Raw genomic sequence first — 19,659 nt, forward strand, 5'->3', positions numbered from 1 at the left:
CGGCACCGCGCGTTTTGCAAGCCAAGAGCGCGCAATGAAGCGGTTCGGAGGTAGATTCGCGGTAATTGTACGACGGCGATATGGGAGGCAAGGGCGAGGGGATCAAGCCGCCTCGTCCAGTTCCTCCATCCAGCTCCGGATGCGCGCCTGCACGGCGGCGTGGTCGGATCGCGCCTGTTGATAGTCGGCGAAGGTCCGTTCGGTCGTATCCTGGCGGCACCGTTCGGCCGCCGCATTCTCCGCCCGGCGGCACGCCTGTTCGTCGACCAGGATTTGGATCACCCGCAACAGGTCGGTTTCGGCCGTCTCCACTTCGGTATCGCGCAGCCAGAAGCTGAAGGCGAGATCGGTTTCCTTGTTCCGCCGCGCCATGTCGACCAGCTGCCGGTCAGCGGCGATCGTGTCGGTCAGCAGGCTTTCAGTCAGGTCGCTGCGGTAAATGGCCAGGTCGATGAGATGATCGCGCCAGCGCCGCAGCAGCCCGTTCACGATCGGCAGTTGCGCGACGAGTTCGCAGTGGCGCTTCAGCACGTCGACATGCTGCATCAGCCCCATCAGGATCGCCCGCTGGAAGGCGAAGACCATATCGACCTTTTGGACCTCGGCCGCTGCCGCCATGTCGTTGGCAACGATGCGCAGGCGGCGGTCCTTCGCCCCGAACAGCGCGAAAAACTGATCCTTGAAGGTTCGGAAATATTCGCGGCGAATACCTTCATGGGTGATCATGCCGGCCAGCCGCGCCAGTTCATGCTCGAACGCCGCGCGCTCGTCCGGCCCCGCGCCGGGCGGGAGCGTCGCCAGTTCCAGCCGCCACAGGAAATCGGACAGCGATTCGCGCCGCGCGAGTAGATCCTCGAATGCCTGCGCACCTTCTGCGCGAACCAGATCGTCGGGGTCCATGCCATCGGGAATGGTGACGATGGCAATGCTCTTGCCCGGCTGCAACAGCGGCAGCGCCCGTTCGGCCGCGCGCCGCGCCGCCTTGATCCCTGCCGCATCGCCGTCGAAACACAGGATCGGCACGTCGGCCATCCGCCACAGCCGTTCGAGCTGATGCTCGGTGAGCGCGGTGCCAAGCGGCGCCACGACCTCATCGAAGCCGGCCTGCGCCAGCGCGATGACGTCCATATAGCCCTCGACCGCGATCACCCGCTTGGCCTTGCGCGCGGCGGCCTGCGCCCGGTCGATATTGTAGAGCGTGCGCCCCTTGTCGAAGAGCGGGGTTTCCGGCGAGTTCAGATATTTCGGCTCGCCATCGCCCAGGATGCGTCCGCCGAACGCGATCGTCCGCCCGCGCGCATCGCGGATCGGGATCATCAGCCGCCCGCGGAACCGGTCGTACGGCTCCTTGCCCTCGACTGAGATCAGCATCCCCGATTCGACCAGCATCGGATCGCCGTACGACGCCAGCGCCGCCTTCAACCGGCCGCGCGCATCGGGGGCAAAGCCCATGCCGAACGCCCGCGCCGTCTCCGGCTTGATCCCGCGTTTGGCCAGCGCCTCGCGGGCGATGCCGCCCTCATCGCCCAGCCGGTCGGCGAACCAGGTCTGCGCATCGGCCATCAGCTCGTGCAGGCCCTTGGCCCGCTCCGCCGCCTTGGCTGAACGCGCGTCCTGTGCCGGCATCTCCATGCCCGCCGCCGCGACCAGCTCCTTCACCGCGTCGATGAAGGGCAGGCCGCGCTGGTCGGTCATCCAGCGGATCGCATCGCCGTGCGCCCCACAACCGAAGCAGTGGTAGAAGCCCTTGTCGTCATTGACCCAGAAGCTCGGCGTCTTCTCGGTATGGAACGGGCAGCACGCCTTGAACTCGTTGCCCGAGCGCTGGAGCTTCACCGATTTCGCCACCAGCGCCGACAGCGTCGTGCGGGTGCGCAACTCGTCAAGGAACTGGGGGGATAGGGTCATGGCTTCCTGTGCTCGCGCCCGCTATCGGCCGGTCAGCTTAGCGCCGCTTTGACCGCCGCGCTAGCCTTGCTCATGTCCAGCTCGCTGCCATGGCGCGACTTCAGCTCGGCCATCACGCGGCCCATGTCCTTCATGCCGGCGGCATTCAGGTCGGCCTTGATCGCCTCGATCGCCGCTGCGGTCTGCGCCTCGTCCATCTGCGCGGGCAGGAAGCGTTCGATGACGGTCACTTCGCGCGCTTCGGCGGCGGCCAGTTCGGGGCGATTGCCCTTCTCGTACATCTCGATCGATTCGCGACGCTGCTTCACCATTTTCTGCAGCACTTCGACCACCAGCGCGTCGTCGCTGTCGGGGGCCTTGCCGGTGCGTGCCTCGATATCGCGGTTCTTGATCGACGACTGGATCAGGCGGATCGTGGCGGTCGTTTCCTTGTCCCCGCCCTTCATGGCGGTGACGAGCGCGTCCTTGATGGTGTCGCGAATCATGGCGGTTCCGATGTCGTTCGTTTGGATAAGCGATCACCCTTAGCCGCATTCGTCATACGATCACAGGATTGACGCGGCGCGGGGTTGGGACTAGCCGCCACCGCTTAGCGACATCATCAGATTTACCCAGGAGTGCCCGCCCATCATGGCCGACGCCAAGCCATTCGCCATGCCCGAAGGAGCCACCGGGGTCCTCGTCCTTGCCAATGGCGACGTGCTGTGGGGCCGTGGCTTCGGCGCAGAGGGCGCCGCGGTCGGCGAAGTGTGTTTCCACACCGCGATGACCGGCTATCAGGAGATCATGACCGATCCGTCCTTTGCCGGGCAGGTCATCACCTTCACCTTCCCGCATATCGGCAATGTCGGCACCAACGTCGACGATGTGGAAGCGAACGACCCCCATGCGCTGGGCATGATCGTGCGCGAGGACGTGACCGCGCCGTCGAACTTCCGCTCGAACGAGCATCTGGATGCTTGGATGGCGCGGCACAACCGCATTGGCCTCGCCGGCATCGATACCCGCGCACTGACCCGCCGCATCCGGCAGGGTGGCGCGCCGAACGGCGTCATCGCCCATTCGGCCACCGGCGAATTCGACATTCCCGCACTGCTGGCACAGGCACAGGCATGGCCGGGGCTGGAGGGCATGGACCTTGCCAAGACTGTGTCGTGCGAAACCCATTATGGCTGGACCGGCGGGGCATGGCATCTGGGCAAGGGCTATGACGACAGCACCGGCCCATCGGGCGCAGCGCCGTCCGCCGATGCCCGCCGCCCGCACGTCGTTGCGATCGATTATGGCAGCAAGCGCAATATCTTCCGCAACCTGGTTCACGCCGGTGCCGAAGTCACCGTGCTGCCAGCCACCGCCACCTATGAAGAGGTGATGGCGGCGAACCCGGACGGCATCTTCCTGTCCAACGGCCCGGGCGATCCCGCCGCGACCGGCGAATATGCGGTGCCGGTGATCCGCCAACTGCTCGACACCGGCAAGCCGCTGTTCGGCATCTGTCTGGGCCACCAGCTCCTCGGCCTCGCGCTGGGCGCGAAGACCACCAAGATGCACCAGGGTCATCGCGGCGCGAACCATCCAGTCAAGCGCCTGTCGGACGCCGCGGTCGAGATCACCAGCATGAACCACGGCTTCGCGGTCGAACGCGATAGCCTGCCGGGGAACGTCCGCGAAACGCACGTGTCGCTGTTCGACGGATCGAATGCCGGGATCGAAACGGACGGTGGCCGTGCGTTCAGCGTGCAGTATCACCCGGAGGCATCGCCGGGTCCGCAGGATAGCTTTTATCTGTTCGAGCGGTTCGTCGGCATGATGCGCGAACCAGTAGCCGGGAATAACTGATGGCTACCGTTCGTAAGTTTGAAACTGACACGCTGCGTATCGCAAAGCCGCAGGAAGAGGTGACCGCTGTCGTTCGCTTAGTCGAATGTGATGGTGAGAAGATGATACAGATCGATACATTCGGTCGCGCATCGCGCGAGTTTCCAGGGAAATTGTCTCAGACAATCCGCCTTGATGAAGCCGCTTTCCGCAAATTTGTCGCTCTCGGGGACGACCACTTCTAATGCCAAAACGCACCGACATTTCGTCCATCCTCGTCATCGGCGCAGGGCCGATCGTCATCGGCCAGGCTTGCGAGTTCGATTATTCGGGCGTGCAGGCGATCAAGGCATTGAAGGAGGAGGGCTATCGCATCGTCCTTGTCAATTCCAACCCCGCGACGATCATGACCGATCCGGGACTGGCTGACGCGACCTATGTCGAGCCGATCACCCCGGCGATCGTCGCCAAGATCATCGAGAAGGAGCGCCCCGATGCGGTGCTGCCGACGATGGGCGGACAGACCGCGCTGAACACCGCGCTCGCGCTGGCCAATGACGGGACGCTCGAAAAGTTCGGCGTGACGATGATCGGTGCCGATGCCGAAGCGATCGATAAGGCCGAGGACCGTCAGAAGTTCAAGGTCGCGATGGACAAGATCGGCCTCGAATCCGCGCGCAGCCACATCGCGCACAGCGAGGCGGAGGCGCTGGCGGGCCTAGAGCATGTCGGGTTGCCCGCGATCATCCGCCCATCGTTCACGCTGGGTGGCACCGGCGGCGGCGTCGCCTACAATCGCGACGAATTCCTGAAGATCGTCCGCGAAGGTCTGGACGCGTCGCCGACCACCGAGGTGCTGATCGAGGAATCGCTGCTCGGCTGGAAGGAATATGAGATGGAAGTCGTGCGCGACCGCGCCGACAATGCCATCATCGTATGTTCGATCGAGAATATCGACCCGATGGGCGTCCACACCGGGGACTCGATCACCGTCGCCCCGGCGCTGACGCTGACCGACAAGGAATACCAGATCATGCGCAACGCATCGATCGCGGTCCTGCGGGAAATCGGCGTCGAAACAGGGGGTTCGAACGTACAGTTCGCGGTCAATCCGAAGGACGGCCGCCTGATCGTCATCGAAATGAACCCGCGCGTGTCGCGCTCGTCGGCGCTGGCGTCGAAGGCGACCGGCTTCCCGATCGCGAAGGTCGCCGCCAAGCTGGCGGTCGGCTATACGCTGGACGAGATCACCAACGACATCACCGGCGCGACGCCGGCGTCGTTCGAACCGACGATCGATTACGTCGTCACCAAGATTCCGCGCTTCGCCTTCGAAAAGTTCAAGGGGTCGCAGGCGGTGCTGTCGACCGCGATGAAGTCGGTCGGCGAAGTGATGGCGATCGGTCGCAACATCCACGAATCGATGCAGAAGGCACTGCGCGGCCTCGAAACCGGGCTGTCGGGCTTCAATCAGGTCGATCGGCTGGTCGGCGCACCCCGCGCGGAGATCGAGGCGGCGCTGGCCGTCGCTACGCCCGACCGGCTGCTGGTCGCGGCCCAGGCGCTGCGCGAAGGCTTCACAGTCGCCGAAGTCCACGCCATCGCCAAATACGATCCGTGGTTCCTCGAGCGCATGGCGGAAATCGTCTCTGCCGAGACCGAAGTTTGCACCAACGGGCTTCCGCAGGATGCGGCGGGCATGCGTCGCCTGAAATCGATGGGCTTTTCGGACAATCGCCTTGCCTGGCTGGCGCTGCAGTCCGCCAACTTGCGCGGCATGGAACGCGGTATCCAGCGCGGCTCGGGCCTGATCCACGAGGTCGTCAAGATGATGACCGGCGGCGTGACCGAAGACGAAGTGCGCCAACATCGCCACAAATTGGGCGTGCGCCCGGTCTTCAAACGCATCGACACCTGCGCCGCCGAGTTCGAGGCGAAGACGCCGTACATGTACTCGACCTACGAAGCGCCGACCTTTGGCGAACCGGAGGACGAAAGCCAGCCGTCGGACCGCAAGAAGATCGTCATTCTCGGCGGTGGTCCGAACCGGATCGGGCAGGGGATCGAGTTCGATTATTGCTGCTGCCATGCGTGCTTCGCGCTGGCGGATGCCGGCTATGAAACCATCATGGTCAACTGCAACCCGGAGACGGTCAGCACCGATTACGACACGTCGGATCGCCTGTATTTCGAGCCGCTGACCGCAGAGGACGTGCTGGAAATCCTGCATGTCGAACAGCAGAAGGGTGAACTGGTCGGGGTGATCGTGCAGTTCGGCGGTCAGACCCCGCTGAACCTCGCCCGCGCACTCGAAGCCGCCGGTATCCCGATCCTCGGCACCACGCCGGATTCGATCGACCTGGCCGAGGACCGCGAGCGCTTCGCCGATCTGGTCAATTCGCTCGGCCTGCTCCAGCCGGCCAATGGCCTGGCTCGCAGCCGCGACGAAGCGGCGGTGATCGCCGAGCGGATCGGCTATCCGGTGCTGATGCGGCCAAGCTACGTGTTGGGTGGCCGCGCGATGGAAATCGTCGACTCACTCCAGCAACTGGACGACTATATCCAGACCGCGGTGCAGGTATCGGGCGACAGCCCCGTGCTGATCGACCAGTATCTGCGCGACGCGATCGAGGTCGATGTCGATGCGATCGCCGACGGCGACGACGTGGTTGTGGCCGGCGTGCTGCAGCATATCGAGGAAGCCGGCGTCCATTCGGGCGACAGCGCCTGCTCGATGCCGCCCTATTCGCTCTCGGCCGAGGTCATCGCCGAGATCGAACGGCAGACGGTGGCACTGGCCAAGGCGCTGAGCGTCAAGGGCCTGATGAACATCCAGTTCGCGGTCAAGGACGGCAAGGTCTATCTGATCGAGGTCAATCCGCGCGCCAGCCGCACGGTGCCCTTCGTCGCCAAGGCGATCGGGACCCCGGTCGCCAAGATCGCGGCGCGGGTGATGGCTGGCGAGAAGCTGGCCAACCTGCCGGTGATCGACCGCAACATCGATCATGTCGCGGTCAAGGAAGCGGTATTTCCGTGGGGTCGCTTCCCCGGCGTCGATCCGGTCCTGTCGCCGGAAATGAAGTCCACCGGCGAAGTCATGGGAATCGATAGCGATTTCGCCACGGCCTTCGCCAAGGCACAGATGGGCGCGAGCATCGTCCTTCCCAAGAGCGGTACGGTGTTCGTGTCGGTCAAGCATGGCGACAAGCCGGTGATCCTGCCGGGCGTGCAGCTGCTGGTCGAGCTGGGCTTCCGGATCGTCGCCACCAGCGGCACTGCCGATTACCTGTCCGAAAACGGCGTGCCGGTCGAACGGGTCAACAAGGTCGCGCAGGGCCGTCCGCACATCGTCGACAAGATCTTCGACGGCGATATCGCGATGATCTTCAACACGACCGAAGGGTGGCAGTCGCTGAAGGATTCGGAATCGATCCGCGCCTCGGCCCAATCGCAGAAGGTGCCGTATTTCACGACGGCCCCGGCCAGCGTCGCGGTGGCGCAGGCCATTCAGGCGCTGGGCGCCCGGTCCCTTGAAGTACGGCCGCTCCAGTCCTATTATTCGCAATCGCACAACTGATCCCCATCAGCGAAAAGTTGCGCGCGGACGGGCCTTGACGGGTCCGTCCGTGTGGCGGGGGCAATGATAGAAAAAGGGACGCGCGCGCGATGGCGACGGTCGAAAAGATGCCGATGTTGCAGGAGGGCTATGACCGCCTGACGGTGCACCTCAAGCAGTTGAAGGTGGAACGGCCGCAGATCATCGACGCGATCGAGGAAGCACGCGCGCACGGCGACCTGTCGGAAAACGCCGAATATCATGCGGCGAAGGAACGGCAGGGCCAGATCGAGGCGTCGATCGCCGATATCGAGGACAAGCTGTCGCGCGCGCAGGTTATCGATCCGAAGGACCTGTCGGGCGACAAGGTAGTGTTCGGCGCGACCGTCACCCTGCTCGACGAAGACGACAAGACGGTCGTGTACCAGATCGTGGGCCAGACCGAGGCGGACGCGAAGTCGGGCCGTATCTCGTACAATTCGCCGATGGGCCGCGCGCTGATCGGGCGGAAGGTCGACGATGATGTCGAGGTGACGGTGCCGTCGGGTGACCGCTACTACCAGATTTCGAAGATCGAGTTTATCTAAACCGCCATGTTCGAACAGCGTTCGTCACCGGCGATCCTGACGATCGGCGGATTGATCGCGTGCGTGAGCGCGTGGTTGATCCTGACGGGCGGGGTGTGGAGCGCGTCGATCGCGGCGGGCTTCGTGCCGTTGCGTTTGACCAGCAACATCGCATCCATCGAAGGGTTTGCGCCGTTCGTGCCGGTGTGGCTGACGCCGATCACCGCCGCGTTCATCCATGATGGTTGGCTGCATCTCGGCTTCAACCTGCTGAGCCTGGCGATCGTCGGGACGCCGACCCAGCGGGCGGTCGGCCTACGGGGTGTGATCGTGCTGTTGCTGGTCGGAGCCTATGCTTCGATCGCGGCGCAGTGGCTGGCCGGGCCGACCTCGCCCGCGCCGATGATCGGGGCGAGCGGCGCGATCTCGGCGTTGATCGGGGCCTATGCGCTGTTGTTCGGCGGGGCAAAGGCCAAGCCGATCGGGCCGATCCCCGCGCATGTCGTTCATGCGATCTGGCTAGGCATATTCTGGACCGCGCTGAACCTGTTCATCGCTTGGTCGAGTGCGGGCAGCGAGATGCCGATCGCCGGCGCGGCGCATGTCGGCGGGTTCATTGCCGGCATGGTGCTGTTGCGGCCGTTGTTGCTGTGGCGCTGGGGGCGACAAACGGCGGCTTAGTTTGCTGCACCTTCAGCGGCCTCACCCGTTCGCTTCGAGCCTATCGAGAACCGCAGCCAAGAGATGGGCACCCCAAGCGAGGTGTTCTCGACGGTTGCTTCCCGGCAGGCTCGAAACGGACGAGCCGGGCAGCGGCTTAAGCCGCCGGCAGTTCCGGCTCCAGCAGGCGGTGAAGATGCACCACCACATATTTCATCTCGGCATCGTCGACCGTCCGCTGGGCGGCGGCGCGCCATGCCTTTTCGGCGCTGGCATAATCGCCGAAGATGCCGACGATATCGATCGCTTTCAGGTCGGCGAAATCGAGCGTGCGCGGATCGGCCACGCGGCCGCCGAAGACGAGGTGGAGTTTGCTCATGGTCGTTCCCGCAGTGCAAAAAAGAATACGCCCCGTCGCATAGCGGACGGAGCGTACCCTTCAACCCATAAGTTGCCGAAGCCGGTGCGGATCAGCCCTTGATCGCGCTTTTCCCGCTATCGGTCGCGGCCTGGACCACGTTCGAGAAGACCGAACGCAGCTGCTCCTTCGCGCCGTCCTTGCTGGGCAGCGCGGCGGCGAGCTGTTCCTTGCCGACGTCGCGTGCCGTCGTCGCAGCAGCGGTCGCCGCTGCCGACAGCTTGCGACCGAGCGGTGCCAGCGTCTTCGATTCCTGCGCGGTGCGTGGGAGCAGCGCGCCGACAACAGCACCGAGGGCCAAGCCACCGGCCAGAACGGCGAGCGGGTGCGTCTCGATCGTGTCCTGCGCCCGCACGGCGGCGTCATGCGCGGCGTCCGATGCGCGCTTCGCTGCGTCGTGCGCTGCGTCGCTGGTCGCGTGGGCGGCGGTTGCGGCCTTGTCCTTGATCGTGTCGATCGTGCCGGGGGTGGTCGCGGTCGGGGCGGTCTTGAGTTCGCTCATGATGCTAATCCTTGTTCGGGGCGGTCGGTGGCAGGGGCGGGGGCGGAGGAGCCTTTCGGAACAGGCCCATGATCCGCTTGCGGGCAAGCAGCGCGACCAGGCCGGTCGCGACGCCGGCAGCGACGCCGGGACGTTCGCGGATGACGGCCACGCCCTCTTCAGCCTTGTCGCGCAGGTCGTCTGCGACGCCCGAGGCGATGGTGGCGGGCGACAGGCGATGCCTTGCTTCGGCCAGACTGGCCTTCAGTCGGGCACGCTTGACCAAGACATCGGCCTGCGCGGCGGCGAGCGAGGGCGGGATCAATGTCGGTCTCCGAGTGGTGCCGTGACCCGCTTGAAGCCGGTCACCGCCATCTTGGCCAGCAAACCGGCAATGGCCAGCGCCACGACGACGACCAGCAACGTGGCCCAACCTGGTCCCATTACCGGTTGCAGCGACAGGATCGCGCCGACCAGCAGCGCAGCGACCGCCGACAGGGCGATCACCACCGCGCCAGCCGCCATTCCCACCGCAATGCCGGCCTGCGACCCGCGTGTGCTGGCCACCGTCTTCCAGAGCGTCATCTCCGCCTGAGCATACGCCTTGGCGTCGTCGACAACACGGGTGACGACCGTTCCCAGTCCCTCATCCCCCATGATCGGGCTCAGCCCTTGATCGACGGGGTGGTGTCGGTATCGACCCCGGCCTTGACGATGCGCGCCAGCACGAAGCCGAGCGCCGCGGCGGTGCCGATGGCGATCGCCGGGCTCTTGCGCACGAAATCGCTGGCATCGGCGAGCAGGTCCTCGACTTCCTTGTCTCGCAGGCCGTCGGAAAAGCCCGAAATCGCCTTGGCGGCCGACCGGGCATACTGGCCATATTGTTCGCCGAGCTTCTCATCGACCGTGCCGGCGGCATCTTCCATCAGCTTGGAAAATTCATCGAGTGCGCCGGCCGCCCGCGCCTTGCCCTCATCGGCCAGGCCGCGTGCCTTTTCGGTTGCCTTGGCCGACAGCTTCGATGCTTCGTCCTTCAGCGTCTGCTTGGCACCGCCCACGGTGTCGTTGGTGCCGGTCGTGGTAACGGGGGGCAGGTCGGTGTCGATCACGACACTGCTGTCGTTGCTCGTCGGCGAAATACCGGTCCGATTGAAGTCGGTCATAACGAATCCTTTCGTCGTTTCGGTAGGAAAACCATGCGGCAGTGCGGCGGTTCCGTCGTGCGTAGAGGATTTGCGGGCGGCGGGCCGAATGGATAGAGGAGCCGCGACAAAGCCGTTTCGCACGGACATAAAAGGAGTCGTTACGTGACCGCAATCATCCAGGTGCATGGCCGCCAGATTCTCGACAGCCGTGGCAACCCGACCGTCGAGGTCGATGTGCTGCTGGAAGACGGCAGCTTTGGCCGCGCCGCGGTTCCGTCGGGCGCATCGACTGGCGCGCACGAAGCCGTCGAAAAGCGCGATGGCGACAAGGGCGTCTATCTAGGCAAGGGCGTGCTGGCCGCCGTCGAAGCGGTCAATGGCGACATTGCCGAAGCGGTGCTGGGCATGGATGCCGAGGACCAGAGCGACATCGACGAGGCGATGATCCAGCTCGACGGGACCGAGAACAAGGGCCGGTTGGGCGCGAACGCGATCCTCGGTGTCAGCCTTGCGGTCGCGAAGGCGGCGGCGGATGCGCGCGGGTTGCCGCTGTATCGCTATGTCGGTGGCGTTTCGGCGCACCTGCTGCCGGTGCCGATGATGAACATCATCAACGGCGGCGAACATGCCGACAACCCGATCGATTTCCAGGAATTCATGGTCATGCCGGTCGGTGCGGACAGCATCGCCGAAGCAGTTCGCTGCGGTTCGGAAATCTTCCACACGCTGAAGAAGGGCCTGTCGGAAAAGGGGCTGTCGACCTCGGTCGGCGACGAGGGCGGCTTCGCCCCGGCGCTCAACAGCACGATCGATGCGCTCGACTTCATCATGCAGAGCATTGAACGCGCCGGATACAAGCCGGGCGAGGACGTCATGCTGGCGCTCGACTGCGCCGCGACCGAATTCTTCAAGGGCGGTCGCTATGAAATGGTCGGCGAAGGCAAGTCGCTGACCCCGCACGAGATGGCCGATTATCTGGCAGACCTCGCCGCACGCTATCCGATCCTGTCGATCGAGGACGGCATGGGCGAGGACGATTTCGAAGGCTGGAAGGCGCTGACCGACAAGATCGGCGACAAGGTACAGCTGGTCGGGGACGATCTGTTCGTCACCAATCCGAAGCGTCTGGCCATGGGCTTGGAGCAGGGCCTCGCCAACTCGCTGCTGGTGAAGGTCAACCAGATCGGCACGCTGAGCGAGACGCTGGAAGCGGTGAATCTGGCGCATCGCAACCGCTATACCGCCGTCATGTCGCACCGTTCGGGCGAGACCGAGGATTCGACCATCGCCGACCTCGCGGTTGCGACCAACTGCGGTCAGATCAAGACCGGGTCGCTGGCACGCTCGGATCGGCTTGCCAAGTACAACCAGCTGATCCGCATTGAGGAGGAGCTGGCCGGTGCGGCGCGCTATGCCGGGCGTTCGATCCTGCGCTGAGCGAACACGGTTCTACAGGAAGGGGCGTCGGCGCAGGCCGGCGCCCTTTTTCGTGGGCCCCTAATCGGTATCGCCGGGGTCCCAGAACAGTCCGAGCGTCACCATCGCTGCGATCGCGGCCCGGCGCTCCGCCGCGCCACGTGGTAGGATGAGCCGCCGGGTCCCGGTGCCGTTGGTTTCGATGGCGCCGACGACGCTTCCATTGCGATCGGACAGGATATAGCCGATCGGCGCCTCCAATGGCTGGCGACCGTTGGTCATCGCGTGGCGCGACTCGATCGTCAGTGTCGTACCGTCGATGTCGACCGTGCCGAGGCGCGGTGCGGCCAGTGTCGGCCGCAGCGGCCGGATGCCGGACAGGTCCATGCCGCCCGCGTCGCGGCCATCGACGCGATAGGCGCAGGCGAGGCGCATCGGGCGGAGTGGTTCGCTGACGCTCAACCCGCCGCTTTGCTGCCGTCCCTCGAACCGGCCATAGCGGCAGCGTCCCTCGATCCGACCATCGATTTCGCTACCGGACAGGTCGAAGCGCAGGGTGCCGGTGCGCGCCACCACCGCCTGCGTCACCTCGCCCCACGGATCATCGCTCCATTCGCGCGTCGCACCGACCGCGCGGCGACGTACATGACCCTGCGCGCCGCCCAGCCGGAAATCGCCATCCTGCCAGCCCGGAATGCCGGTCATGTCGACCCGCTGCCCGGCAGGCGCGATTGCTTCGAAACCCTCCATCGTCGCTAGCGTGCAGCCGCTGGCTAGCAACGTCACCGCGATCATCCCGATTTTCACGGTAGCCTTCCCCCTTGTTTCTCAACCGCAATGATTGTCATGGTTAGCTGGCCGTACGTCCATCTGCAGATCGGCAGGTCTGCGCTCGCGCTGCGACAACCGGCGTCAGAATAGCCGCCCGCCGTCCGGCACGCTCTGATCGGGGGCGAAAAGTACCACGGCACCGTTCGTATCAGGAAAGCCGAGTGTCAGCACTTCTGAAACGAATTTCCCGATCTGGCGCGGTGGAAAATTGATCACCGCCGCGACCTGTCGCCCGATGAGCCCCGCGCAGTCGTAATGTTCGGTGATCTGGGCACTCGACCGCTTCCGCCCGATCGTGGGGCCAAAGTCGATGACTAGCTTGATCGCCGGCTTGCGCGCTTCCGGATAGGGTTCGGCCGACACGATCGTGCCGACGCGGATGTCGACCTTCAGGAAGGTGTCGAAATCGGTCGGGTCGGTCAGCTGTGCAGGGTCGTGGACAAGGTGCATATCGGTTCCGATCCGCTTTACATACGGCTTGCGTGCAACGGGCCTATACCCGACATACGCGCCATGCCGCGTTCCTCTCCCCTTCGCCAGATGCTCAAGCGTGCCGGATGGCCGGCGCTGGTGATCCTCGTCATGGGGTTCTTCGCCTATCACGCGGTGCTGGGGCCGAACGGGGTGCTGGCGTACCGCGATTATCAGCGCAAGCTGACCATGCGGAAGGCGCAATATGCGTGTCTGGAAAAGGTGCGCGCCGACCTGCGCAATCGGGTCGAGCTGCTCGATCCGCGCCACGCCGATCCCGATATGGTCGACGAGCTGGTCCGCCGGAAGCTGAACGTCGCGCATCCCGACGAATTCATCGTGCCGATCGCCGGCGAGGCGGCGGCGCGGTCGCGTTGCGGAATCCGGCTGGACGACTGATTTACGCAGCGTCAGGTACGCCGCGTTGGTTGCGCGGGACAGGAAATCACGCCATAGGCGGCGCTCCTAACCCATCCTTTCAGGAACGAGGCATCCGAACCGTGGCAAAAGCACCGGCGCAAGGCCGCACGAGCGAACCCGTCATTCCCAATCGCGAACGGCCGGGGGAGCCAAAGCGGTACGAAGCGTCGAAAGAAGAGCTGCTTTCCTTCTACAAGGAAATGCTGCTGATCCGCCGTTTCGAAGAGAAGGCGGGGCAGTTGTACGGCCTCGGCCTGATCGGTGGTTTCTGCCACCTGTATATCGGCCAGGAAGCCGTCGCGGTTGGCCTGCAGTCGGCGCTCGAATCCGGCAAGGATTCGGTCATCACCGGCTATCGCGACCATGGCCACATGCTCGCCTACGGTATCGATCCCAAGGTCATCATGGCCGAGCTGACCGGGCGCGAGGCTGGCATCAGCCGCGGCAAGGGCGGGTCGATGCACATGTTCTCGACCGAGCATAAGTTCTACGGCGGCCACGGCATCGTGGGCGCGCAGGTGTCGCTGGGCGCGGGGCTGGCCTTCGGGCACAAGTACAGCAACGACGGCGGCGTCTGCATGGCCTATTTCGGCGATGGCGCCGCGAACCAGGGCCAGGTGTACGAATCGTTCAACATGGCCGAGCTGTGGAAGCTCCCGATCATCTTCGTGATCGAGAACAACCAGTACGCCATGGGCACCAGCGTCAACCGCGCCTCGGCCGAGGACCAGCTGTACAAGCGTGGCGAGAGCTTCCGTATTCCAGGCATCCAGGTCGACGGCATGGACGTGCTGGCATGCCGCGGTGCCGCCGAGACCGCGCTCGAATGGGTGCGTTCGGGCAAGGGGCCGATCATCCTCGAGATGAAGACCTATCGCTATCGCGGCCATTCGATGTCCGACCCGGCCAAGTATCGCAGCCGCGACGAAGTGCAGGCGATGCGCGACAATTCGGACCCGATCGAGGGCCTGAAGCGTGAGCTGAACGCCGCCGGCGTGCAGGAAGACGAGCTGAAGGCGATCGAGGCCGAAATCCGCAAGGTGGTGAACGCCGCCGCCGACTTCGCCGAGAGCGCGCCGGAACCGGACGCCAAGGAACTGTACACCGACGTGCTGGTGGAGACCTACTGAGATGCCGATCGAACTGAAGATGCCGGCGCTGTCGCCCACGATGGAAGAAGGCACGCTGGCCAAGTGGCTCGTCAAGGAAGGCGACACGGTCAAGTCGGGCGACATCATGGCCGAGATCGAGACCGACAAGGCGACGATGGAATTCGAAGCCGTGGACGAGGGCACGATCGCCCAAATCCTGGTCGCCGAGGGCACAGACAACGTGAAGGTCGGCGCGGTGATCGCGATCCTCGCCGCCGAGGGCGAAGACGTCGACGCCGCCAAGTCGGCGCAGCCGTCCGAGGCGCGTGCCGGCGATGCCGCCGCCGCGACGCCCAAGGCCGACGAGAAGAACGACGACAAGGCCCCGCCGACGCCCGAAGGCACGTCGCAGCAGCACGCCGAAACCGGCGCCCGCCAGCTGTTCGACGCCGCCGACCAGGAAGGCGAGACCGCGCCCGAGATCCCGGAAGGGACCGAGATGGTCAAGACCACGGTTCGCGACGCGCTGCGCGACGCGATGGCCGAGGAAATGCGCGCCGACGACCGCGTTTTCGTGATGGGCGAGGAAGTCGCCGAATATCAGGGCGCGTACAAGGTCACGCAGGGTCTGCTGGCCGAGTTCGGCGACCGTCGCGTCATCGACACGCCGATCACCGAATACGGCTTTGCCGGCATCGGTACCGGTGCGGCGATGGGTGGGTTGCGGCCGGTCATCGAGTTCATGACGTTCAACTTCGCCATGCAGGCGATCGACCACATCATCAATTCGGCGGCCAAGACCAACTACATGTCCGGTGGCCAGATGCGGTGCCCGATCGTGTTCCGCGGTCCCAACGGCGCGGCCAGCCGCGTCGGCGCGCAGCATTCGCAGAACTATGGCCCGTGGTACGCCAGCGTTCCCGGCCTGATCGTGATCGCGCCCTATGATGCGGCCGATGCGAAGGGCTTGCTGAAGGCAGCGATCCGTTCGACCGATCCGGTCGTCTTCCTCGAAAACGAGTTGATGTACGGTCGCTCGTTCGACGTGCCGAAGCTCGACGACTTCGTCCTGCCGATCGGCAAGGCGCGGATCATGAAGCCGGGCAAGGACGTGACGATCGTCAGCTATTCGATCGGCGTCGGCCTCGCGCTCGAAGCCGCCGAGAAGCTGGCCGGCGACGGCATCGACGCCGAAGTGATCGACCTGCGCACGCTGCGCCCGCTTGACACCAAGACGGTGCTGAAGTCGCTGAAGAAGACCAACCGCCTGGTCGTGGTCGAGGAAGGTTGGCCGACCTGCTCGATCGCGTCGGAAATCGCGGCGGTGGTCATGGAAGAAGGCTTCGACGACCTCGACGCGCCGGTGCTGCGCGTCACCAACGAGGACGTGCCGTTGCCCTATGCCGCCAACCTCGAAAAGCTGGCACTCATCACCAGTGACAAGGTGGTCGCGGCGGTGAAGAAGGTTACCTACAAGTAAGGCGATGCCGCTGCGGATCGGGAATACCGGTTCGCAGCGGCCGCTTCGTCATTCGGTGTAGAAGGTGCAGAGCATCCGCTGCGTCACTTTCGGCACCGAATCGACTACCCCGGTCAGCAGTTCGCGATTGTCCCGCACGATGAACGATGCGGTCTGCTGCAGCTTGCGCGCGCCCAGGAAATAGGGCGAGATCAGCGGCTGATAGTCGTAATTGACCTCTACGAAGATCACCGCGGAATTGTCCGGTGCCACGACTTTCGTGCCGCCGCTGCCCATGCCGGTGAACCCGCTGCCCGACGTGCCGCCATCGCCCTCTTTGCCGAAGCTCGAATCATAGCCGGGGCCGGACTTCACCCCGACGCAGCGCTGCCAGTGAATCCACTGCGCGCCGTTCTTCTTTTCCAGGCTGGAGATGGTGACGCGTCCGTTCGCGGTCAGCGACAGGTTCTTCGCCTGCTGGCGCAGCCCTTCGATCACCTCGTTGATATCGGATTCGCGAAGTTGCTGCGTCGCCATGTTGGTGTCGACCCCGACGCGCGAGATGTTGTCGGCCAGCGCCATCGTCGACTGGCTCAGCCGCAGCTGGGCGATGCCGAAATTGCACAGTTCGACCGCATACAGGCCGATCGGCAGCACGACCGGCAAGGACAGCGCGAATTCGAGCATGGCGACGCCGCGCCGGTCCCGCCAGAATTGGCGGAGGCGGGCCAGCAATGCCGGCGCCGGTGCGGGATTGCGGGGGATCAGGTACATATCGTCTCCGGCGCATTGACGCCTTGCGAGCCGTAAGGCTGGTTCTTGAGCGCGGTCGAGGAAGAGATTTCCTGCGTCGGCGGCAGGCCCATCAGGCCCGTCAGCGGAAACAGCCGGGGATAGGTGACCCGCATGGTATAGACGGTGACGTCGTTCGCACCGCCCTGTCCCTCATTGCCCGGATCGGTATCCCACCGCTTGTTGCCGTTGATATCCGAAAAGCATTCGCCGGGATCGTAGCGATTATTATGATTGGCGTCGTCGAACGTCTCGGGCGCGATGCTGGCGAAGCCGCGATAATATTTGCGGCTGCTTTGCCAGGTCAGGTTGTTGGCGACCGGGCGCATCTGAGCGATGACAGCCGTGTCCATCCGGGCCAGCGTATCGCTTCCGCTATTACCCTCCAGCGTGCCGCGCCGTGCGGCTTGCTGCACCGCGCCGGTCAGGATCGCTTGTGCGTAGGAGCGGTAGCACAGGTCGAACAGCCCCATCAGCAGCAGCAGCATGACCGGGGCGAGCAGCGCGAATTCGACGAGCGTCGCACCGCGCCGGTCGCCAAGCACGCGGCGGATCATTTCGATACCCGCAGCTTGGCGATCTGCGCCGCGATATTGCTGAACGCAGTGTTCAGCTGCGCGGTATTCGCGGCCTGGAACGCGCGCCCGTCAGCGGCGCATTGCTCCAGCATCGGGCTGAGCGTCGTGCCGAACGCGATGACCCAGACGGTGATATTCTTGCGGCGCGCGACGTCGCACAGCGCGCCCAGCCGGTTGGCCACGATCGTGTTCTGCTGATCATCCGTCGGCATGCCGTTGGTACGACGCTGGTCCAGCGCGGGCAGGCCGTAGGCGTCGTAAATCTGTCGGCCGGTATCGGTCTGCCCGTCCGTCATGAAGATCAGGTGACGCGATATCTGGCTGCCATTCGCAGCAGTCGCATTTTCGCTAGCGAACAGCCCGTTCGGCGAGATCAGTCGCAGGCCCCAGAGAAATCCGATATCGTGGTAGGTGCCACCACCGACAGCCAGCGAGTTTACATAGCTGACCATGTTCCCACGGTTCATAACCGCCAGTTTTTTCGCGGGGGTCGGGCAATAGGCCAGTCGGTTGCCATTGGTGTTATAGCTTCCGACGTTTTGCAGATTGCTGGTCGTGCTGACCATCGCTGTCTGCCAGTCGTAAAGATTGTTCCGAACATACACCAGATAGGGTAGCCAAGGCTTCCATCGCGTCGCCGGATCCGATGTCGGTATCATGTCCACGTCGAGGTCGTACGCGGCGTCGGGGATGCTCGGATAAGTATCCTGCTTGACGGTTTGCCGCTCTTCGATGCACGCCGTGCTCGCATCCCACGAAATATCGCGGAACGTGTGATTGTCGCCGACTTGGACGCTGATCGTACCGCCGCTGACCGTCGACCCCGTACCCTTCAGGGCACGCACGTCATATTCGACCGGACGATACTGCCAAACATAGTTGGTCTTATTGGTGGTAACCGTTTTTCCCTTGTTCGGGTTTGGTTTGCGATAGTCGATTCTCGTCTGGATCGTATTGTCGAACCAATCCTCGGTAACGGTGCAAATCCCGTTCGCAAGGTTCCCTGTGAACTTGCTACCGGTAATATTCCAGCGACTGGATTGGGATTGGCGGCCGTCTGCTGGCCCAGTCCAAGCATCATATTTGATAGGGGTTTCTTTGTAGCTATTACCGGGAACAGCGCAAGTTTCGGCCGCGGTCTTTGTTATTCGACGGCCGCTATCGCCACTTTCCTTCGTCCACCCAGACCAGCCATCCCAGACATAGGGATTGTTGTCGACGTAGGATGAGCTGCTGGTCGTGGTCCCGTCAGGAATGCGCGACTGATATGTCCATCGGTCGGCAATCCATTCCGGCTTCAGCAACATGCCGACATTGACGTTGGACGAATAGGGGACTGCGCCGTAGCGAACCTGAGTCCCGGTTTTCTTTGCCGACTCAACCGTATCGTAGAAGTTTACTACGGCTTTGCGCAGGCCGGTGATCTTATTCGCGCTGTCGCCGGGGTTGGTGTCACCCATCGACCCGGTGGTATCGAGCACGAACATGATGTCGAGGTTCGGGATTTCCAGCTTCGCCTCGCAGGCGACCGAAAGGCTCACTGGTGCGAAGCCGGCCATCCGCATCAGCGTCATCGGCACCGTAGCGCTCGCGGTTCCGGCCACCTGGTTTTCGGCTGTCTTGACCGGCACGAACGACGGGGATTGCGATCCCATCATCCCGGCCCTGAAATTATTGGCGAAAAACGCCTGCGCCTGCTGCTGCGCATTGGCGTTGAAATCGGTGCCGTTCATGAACTTGCGACCGGCCAGCACGCCTGCGTCGCAGGCCTGTTGCAGCCGCACTTTCACATAATATACGCGGGCGGTGTCGATCGCCGATCCGGCCATCCCGACCAGCGGCACCAGTGCGATCGCCATCATCGCGAGGGTGTTGCCGCGGCGGTCGCGCGCCAGCCGGCCGAGGATGCCCCCGGCCTGTTCCTTGTGCCGCCCGTCCGCCGATCCGATCATGCCCGCCCAGTCCGATTGCCATGGCGCAGGAATCGAGACCTGCGCATATCACAGGCTTTCATGCCCGAGCGGGGTTGACGGATGTTTAAGATGCGGG

General features: G+C 64.1%; 21 protein-coding genes. 9 read left to right on the forward strand and 12 right to left on the reverse strand.

Annotation, left to right across the window (positions count from 1 at the left end):
• Window positions 1-102: 102 nt before the first annotated feature.
• Together dnaG and ASE67_RS00925 are read right to left on the reverse strand one after the other, a co-directional pair.
• The gene (gene dnaG / locus ASE67_RS00920; RefSeq protein ID WP_055755943.1) at window positions 103-1,908 is read right to left on the reverse strand and encodes a DNA primase; all 1,806 of its coding nucleotides are present in this window, start codon (window positions 1,906-1,908) and stop codon (window positions 103-105) included.
• Between the two features lie 32 nt (window positions 1,909-1,940).
• Window positions 1,941-2,393: a GatB/YqeY domain-containing protein gene (locus ASE67_RS00925; RefSeq protein ID WP_055755946.1), complete on the reverse strand. Its 453-nt coding sequence runs from the start codon at window positions 2,391-2,393 to the stop codon at window positions 1,941-1,943.
• A 145-nt stretch (window positions 2,394-2,538) separates the two neighbouring features.
• Between ASE67_RS00925 and carA the strand changes: the two genes are divergently transcribed.
• The 5 genes from carA to ASE67_RS00950 all read left to right on the forward strand — a co-directional run bounded on the left by carA (window position 2,539) and on the right by ASE67_RS00950 (window position 8,529).
• Window positions 2,539-3,747, forward strand: a complete 1,209-nt coding sequence (carA, locus tag ASE67_RS00930) for a glutamine-hydrolyzing carbamoyl-phosphate synthase small subunit (protein ID WP_055755948.1) — start codon at window positions 2,539-2,541, stop codon at window positions 3,745-3,747.
• The gene (locus ASE67_RS00935; protein ID WP_055755949.1) at window positions 3,747-3,971 is read left to right on the forward strand and encodes a hypothetical protein; all 225 of its coding nucleotides are present in this window, start codon (window positions 3,747-3,749) and stop codon (window positions 3,969-3,971) included. Before carA ends, ASE67_RS00935 begins: the two co-directional genes overlap by 1 nt.
• Window positions 3,971-7,303 (forward strand): carbamoyl-phosphate synthase large subunit, encoded by a 3,333-nt coding sequence (gene carB, locus ASE67_RS00940; RefSeq protein WP_055755951.1) that lies wholly within the window; start codon window positions 3,971-3,973, stop codon window positions 7,301-7,303. Before ASE67_RS00935 ends, carB begins: the two co-directional genes overlap by 1 nt.
• A gap of 89 nt (window positions 7,304-7,392) precedes the next feature.
• Window positions 7,393-7,869: a transcription elongation factor GreA gene (gene greA, locus ASE67_RS00945; RefSeq protein ID WP_055755953.1), complete on the forward strand. Its 477-nt coding sequence runs from the start codon at window positions 7,393-7,395 to the stop codon at window positions 7,867-7,869.
• A 6-nt stretch (window positions 7,870-7,875) separates the two neighbouring features.
• Window positions 7,876-8,529 carry a rhomboid family intramembrane serine protease gene (locus ASE67_RS00950; protein WP_055755955.1) on the forward strand — a complete coding sequence of 218 codons (654 nt, stop codon included), beginning with the start codon at window positions 7,876-7,878 and terminating at the stop codon, window positions 8,527-8,529.
• Between the two features lie 136 nt (window positions 8,530-8,665).
• Here ASE67_RS00950 and ASE67_RS00955 read toward each other — a convergent pair whose 3' ends face one another.
• From ASE67_RS00955 to ASE67_RS00975, 5 genes are all read right to left on the reverse strand, one after another.
• The gene (locus tag ASE67_RS00955) at window positions 8,666-8,887 is read right to left on the reverse strand and encodes a DUF4170 domain-containing protein (protein ID WP_055755956.1); all 222 of its coding nucleotides are present in this window, start codon (window positions 8,885-8,887) and stop codon (window positions 8,666-8,668) included.
• Between the two features lie 91 nt (window positions 8,888-8,978).
• Window positions 8,979-9,428, reverse strand: coding sequence for a DUF883 family protein (locus ASE67_RS00960; RefSeq protein ID WP_055755958.1), 450 nt, complete (start codon window positions 9,426-9,428; stop codon window positions 8,979-8,981).
• A 4-nt stretch (window positions 9,429-9,432) separates the two neighbouring features.
• Window positions 9,433-9,732 carry a hypothetical protein gene (locus ASE67_RS00965; protein WP_055755960.1) on the reverse strand — a complete coding sequence of 100 codons (300 nt, stop codon included), beginning with the start codon at window positions 9,730-9,732 and terminating at the stop codon, window positions 9,433-9,435.
• Window positions 9,729-10,064: a phage holin family protein gene (locus ASE67_RS00970; RefSeq protein WP_055755962.1), complete on the reverse strand. Its 336-nt coding sequence runs from the start codon at window positions 10,062-10,064 to the stop codon at window positions 9,729-9,731. The genes ASE67_RS00965 and ASE67_RS00970 overlap by 4 nt, the downstream gene beginning before the upstream one ends.
• Window positions 10,065-10,072: 8 nt before the next feature.
• Window positions 10,073-10,570 carry a hypothetical protein gene (locus tag ASE67_RS00975; RefSeq protein WP_156348445.1) on the reverse strand — a complete coding sequence of 166 codons (498 nt, stop codon included), beginning with the start codon at window positions 10,568-10,570 and terminating at the stop codon, window positions 10,073-10,075.
• 144 nt (window positions 10,571-10,714) lie between these two features.
• On the opposite strand from ASE67_RS00975, the gene eno reads away from it, so the two are divergent.
• Window positions 10,715-11,989: a phosphopyruvate hydratase gene (gene eno / locus ASE67_RS00980; protein ID WP_055755964.1), complete on the forward strand. Its 1,275-nt coding sequence runs from the start codon at window positions 10,715-10,717 to the stop codon at window positions 11,987-11,989.
• 60 nt (window positions 11,990-12,049) lie between these two features.
• Here eno and ASE67_RS00985 read toward each other — a convergent pair whose 3' ends face one another.
• The gene (locus ASE67_RS00985; RefSeq protein WP_156348446.1) at window positions 12,050-12,775 is read right to left on the reverse strand and encodes a hypothetical protein; all 726 of its coding nucleotides are present in this window, start codon (window positions 12,773-12,775) and stop codon (window positions 12,050-12,052) included.
• Between the two features lie 105 nt (window positions 12,776-12,880).
• Window positions 12,881-13,249, reverse strand: coding sequence for a tRNA-binding protein (locus tag ASE67_RS00990; RefSeq protein WP_055755968.1), 369 nt, complete (start codon window positions 13,247-13,249; stop codon window positions 12,881-12,883).
• Window positions 13,250-13,312: 63 nt separating this feature from the next.
• Here ASE67_RS00990 and ASE67_RS00995 point away from each other — a divergent pair, with 63 nt between their 5' ends.
• The 3 genes from ASE67_RS00995 (at window position 13,313) to ASE67_RS01005 (ending at window position 16,261) form a co-directional block, all read left to right on the forward strand.
• Window positions 13,313-13,669 carry an FtsB family cell division protein gene (locus ASE67_RS00995; RefSeq protein ID WP_055755971.1) on the forward strand — a complete coding sequence of 119 codons (357 nt, stop codon included), beginning with the start codon at window positions 13,313-13,315 and terminating at the stop codon, window positions 13,667-13,669.
• A gap of 101 nt (window positions 13,670-13,770) precedes the next feature.
• Window positions 13,771-14,820 carry a pyruvate dehydrogenase (acetyl-transferring) E1 component subunit alpha gene (gene pdhA / locus ASE67_RS01000; RefSeq protein WP_055755973.1) on the forward strand — a complete coding sequence of 350 codons (1,050 nt, stop codon included), beginning with the start codon at window positions 13,771-13,773 and terminating at the stop codon, window positions 14,818-14,820.
• A gap of 1 nt (window position 14,821) precedes the next feature.
• On the forward strand, window positions 14,822-16,261 hold the full coding sequence (locus tag ASE67_RS01005; RefSeq protein ID WP_055755974.1) for a pyruvate dehydrogenase complex E1 component subunit beta: 1,440 nt from the start codon (window positions 14,822-14,824) through the stop codon (window positions 16,259-16,261).
• Between the two features lie 48 nt (window positions 16,262-16,309).
• Here the strand turns inward: ASE67_RS01005 and ASE67_RS01010 are convergent, their stop codons facing one another.
• Genes ASE67_RS01010 through ASE67_RS01020 form a run of 3 tightly spaced genes read right to left on the reverse strand, consistent with a single transcriptional unit; the run spans window position 16,310 to window position 19,562 of the window.
• Entirely contained in the window at window positions 16,310-17,014 is a 705-nt protein-coding gene (locus ASE67_RS01010; protein WP_055755976.1) for a TadE/TadG family type IV pilus assembly protein, read from the reverse strand.
• Entirely contained in the window at window positions 17,005-17,589 is a 585-nt protein-coding gene (locus tag ASE67_RS01015) for a TadE/TadG family type IV pilus assembly protein (RefSeq protein WP_055755978.1), read from the reverse strand. Before ASE67_RS01015 ends, ASE67_RS01010 begins: the two co-directional genes overlap by 10 nt.
• Window positions 17,586-19,562, reverse strand: a complete 1,977-nt coding sequence (locus tag ASE67_RS01020; protein WP_055755981.1) for a TadE/TadG family type IV pilus assembly protein — start codon at window positions 19,560-19,562, stop codon at window positions 17,586-17,588. Before ASE67_RS01020 ends, ASE67_RS01015 begins: the two co-directional genes overlap by 4 nt.
• Window positions 19,563-19,659 lie beyond the last annotated feature (97 nt).

The organism is Sphingomonas sp. Leaf23, from assembly GCF_001421585.1.
In the GTDB taxonomy this organism is placed as follows: domain Bacteria; phylum Pseudomonadota; class Alphaproteobacteria; order Sphingomonadales; family Sphingomonadaceae; genus Sphingomonas.